1 pseudogene is annotated in these 454 nt (G+C 73.8%); it reads right to left on the reverse strand.

Features of this window, described 5'->3' with window-relative positions:
* Positions 1 to 417: pseudogene (locus D8M29_RS14320) on the reverse strand (hypothetical protein); the annotation flags it as partial.
* Positions 418 to 454 lie beyond the last annotated feature (37 nt).

Raw genomic sequence — 454 nt, forward strand, 5'->3', positions numbered from 1 at the left:
GACGACCTGCAGCTGGCGCGCCCACACGTCGATGTAGGCGCGCTGGGTGCGCGTGATGGCCGTGCGCGCGCCGTCGGGCAGGGCGGACATGTCGCGGTCCTGCACACGGATCACGTCGCGCTGGGCGCGGGCGACGTCCGCCTGGAAACCGATGAGGGCCCGCAGGGTCTCCGCCCCCGGCGCGTGCTGCGCCTCGGCGGCCAGCCCGCCGTCCAGCAGGTCCTGCGAGGCCGTGTCGTGGATCGCCGTGAGCCCGGGGATCGGAGGCGCGTGTGGTAGGGAAAGAGTGTCCTGGAGTTCAGACGTGTGCCCTGCCGGTCGGGGGTGGACGACCTGCAGCTGGCGCGCCCACACGTCGATGTAGGCGCGCTGGGTGCGCGTGATGGCCGTGCGCGCGCCGTCGGGCAGGGCGGACATGTCGCGGTCCTGCACACGGATCACGTCGCGCTGGGCG

This window comes from Micrococcus sp. HSID17227 (assembly GCF_003989405.1).
Taxonomy (GTDB): domain Bacteria; phylum Actinomycetota; class Actinomycetes; order Actinomycetales; family Micrococcaceae; genus Micrococcus; species Micrococcus luteus.